The organism is Bacillus sp. mrc49 (assembly GCF_002803435.1).
In genome coordinates this window covers 1-2,495 of sequence record NZ_PHNG01000614.1, presented here as the reverse complement: position 1 = coordinate 2,495, position 2,495 = coordinate 1, and the positions used below count along the sequence as shown (strand labels likewise).

General features: G+C 39.6%; 4 protein-coding genes. 2 read left to right on the top strand and 2 right to left on the bottom strand.

Features of this window, described 5'->3' with window-relative positions:
* Together CVN76_RS06405 and CVN76_RS06400 are read right to left on the bottom strand one after the other, a co-directional pair.
* Positions 1-397: ABC transporter permease subunit (locus CVN76_RS06405; protein WP_157805570.1), on the bottom strand; the 397-nt coding region annotated here is incomplete at its 3' end.
* 26 nt (positions 398-423) lie between these two features.
* Positions 424-1,203: a transporter substrate-binding domain-containing protein gene (locus CVN76_RS06400; protein ID WP_061141379.1), complete on the bottom strand. Its 780-nt coding sequence runs from the start codon at positions 1,201-1,203 to the stop codon at positions 424-426.
* 388 nt (positions 1,204-1,591) lie between these two features.
* On the opposite strand from CVN76_RS06400, the gene CVN76_RS06395 reads away from it, so the two are divergent.
* Entirely contained in the window at positions 1,592-2,131 is a 540-nt protein-coding gene (locus tag CVN76_RS06395; protein ID WP_100530623.1) for a hypothetical protein, read from the top strand.
* Positions 2,079-2,444: a hypothetical protein gene (locus CVN76_RS30885; protein WP_198512513.1), complete on the top strand. Its 366-nt coding sequence runs from the start codon at positions 2,079-2,081 to the stop codon at positions 2,442-2,444. Before CVN76_RS06395 ends, CVN76_RS30885 begins: the two co-directional genes overlap by 53 nt.
* Positions 2,445-2,495: the final 51 nt, after the last annotated feature.

Sequence of the window (2,495 nt, the reverse complement as noted above, 5' to 3'; positions counted from 1 at the left end):
GTGAATTGCTCATTCCAAGGGAACGTCCGGCTTCCATTTGGCCTTTATCGATCGATTGAATCGTACCTCGCAATATTTCGGAGATATAAGCTCCGTTATGGAAGGCGAGGGCAAGAGACGCCGCCCAGAAGTCCGGCAATAAGAAGAGATTGCTGATACCGAAGTAGAGGATGAAGATTTGGACGATCAGCGGTGTACCCCGTACGAGGAATACATAAGCATCAGAAATCCAGGCAAGGACCTTTATATTGGAAATTTTTAAAAGTGCAAAAAGCAAACCGATGACGATCCCTACAATAATGGAGACTACCGTCAGTTCCAATGTGAGGAGCATGGCACGGATGAACACGTCCGACGAGCTAAATAATGTATCGAAAAAATGTGAAAAACTTGGCAATGTAATGACTCCCTTTCTATCATTCTTTATTCAGGCTTAGTAGTGATGTCCTCACCAAAGTACTTTTTGCTGATTTTCGCAAGCGTTCCGTCTTCCCGGAGGTTCTCTAGCGCCTCGTTGATGCGTTTAAGCAGCTGGGGATTGTCGCTTGGCAGGACGACCGCCTGCTCGCTGCGTTCGATCAATTGCCGGCCCTTGACATCGAAACCTTCCTTGGCTGCTTCCTTGCCGGTGACGAAGTCGGTGATGACGGCATCATGACGTCCTTCGCTCAACGCTTTAAGCGCGGTGATATCACTGTCATACGTTTTTACATGATTTGTATATTTTTCTGCAGTGGTTGCATATGTAGAGCCTTTCGAAGCCGCAACTTCCTTTCCCTTTAAATCATCAACCGTTTTAATATCGCTATCGGACCTGACGAAGATTTGGGGCCCCGAGTAATAATAGGGGGTCGAGAAGGCAACATGTTTACTTCGTTCTTCATTGATCGTATGGCTGGCAACCGCGGCATCCGCCCGGCCGGTTTTAACACCCTCGACGATCCCTTTGAATTTAATCCGCTTAGGGACTGGCTTAAGGTTAAGTTCCTTGGCAATGGCATCGCCCACTTCGATATCGAAACCTGTTACGGTCATGTCATCATTGACATAACTGAATGGCTTGAATTCACCTGAGGCAGCGAAAACAAACTGGTCCTTATCAATCAGCTTACTCCCATCCTCTAGCTGATCCTTTTCGGCACAGCCGGACAAAAGCCCGAGAATAACCAGTATGGATAGAATGAATGTAACGGATGATTTCATGATAATCTCATTTCTCCCTTCAAAAAAACTAATCGAAAGGTCTATACCCTTCCGAGATAGTGAATAACCTTATTTTATCAAAAATATAAACTGAATATTCAAATACTTTGTGGTGTCATATGAGTTAAAGGAAGGGGGGCTACCTAAGAGGAAGGCCTATGATTTTAGAAGTGTTACTAAAGGGAAAACTAGTGAATTTTAATTCATTTCATGCTCTTTGATTGTTTAAAAATGAAACCTAGTGTTCCAATGTTGGAACGCGTAAAAGTTTACTTATATATATAATTAATTCCAAAGAAGGTGACATTAGCACATATGAACCATTACATGAGTCGAGGATGTGTCTGGCTGGAAACGTAAGATTTTATAATTAAATAGGAGGATTATTATGAAGTTCAAAATTATAGGTATTATTATTTTAACCTGCATTATTCTTAGCCCGTTCAATACATTGGCGCAAGAAAGCTTGTCAGAAAGGAATACTATTATAAAAGAATTAGAAAAAAAGATTGCTATAGTAGATAAGTTATTACTAGTTGAAGTTGGAAAGGCAGAAACCAAACAAAAATTTGTGGATCAGGTTAATCAAATTCATATTGATGTTGAGAATTATTTGTTAACGCTTGAAAATGATATATTTTATGATTTAAACCAGTATTATGAGTTAAGTGATAAGCTTGGCGAATTAGATATAAAATCGGAACCATACTTTAATAGTGGAATGCGATCTTTAGCCACCAGTTGGCGGTATGGAGATATATTATACTATAGTAGTGGAAGTAAAAATTCCATCGGAGAAAAATCCTACACGGGTCATACAGCAGTTTTATCAACCACAGATTATTATGTTATTGAAGCGTCAAAAACCAAAAATAATGGAGCGAAAGTCCATCATTGGAATCGTAGTAATTTGTGGGGGGGGGGCTAGTGGAATTAAGCAACTTAAAGTAACAAGTAAGCTAGGGAAAGATGCTACTGCTGCTGAACGTAAAAAGGCAGTAAACTACGGTAAGGATCAAATAGGAGAACCATATAAATTAAAAACCACTATATGGTCAACGGATGCCTGGTATTGTTCTAAATTAACAAATGCACAATGGGATTATGCAGGGTATAACTTGCAATCTTCAAGAGCTTTTCATATTGATGGAATCTTGGCAGTAATACCTAATGATATTCTGAATGATGCTAATACTCGAGTGAAAAAGAATTGGGGCACCTCACTTCCGGGTAAAATTTAAAGGAAACTATAGGAGAATTATGAAGAAAAAGTACTTACCTTTAATTTTATT

Coding starts and splice junctions, on each gene's coding strand:
- CVN76_RS06400 (WP_061141379.1), bottom strand. CDS start 1,203: ATGAAATCATCCGTTACATTCATTCTATCCATACTGGTTATTCTCGGG.
- CVN76_RS06395 (WP_100530623.1), top strand. CDS start 1,592: ATGAAGTTCAAAATTATAGGTATTATTATTTTAACCTGCATTATTCTT.
- CVN76_RS30885 (WP_198512513.1), top strand. CDS start 2,079: ATGGAGCGAAAGTCCATCATTGGAATCGTAGTAATTTGTGGGGGGGGG.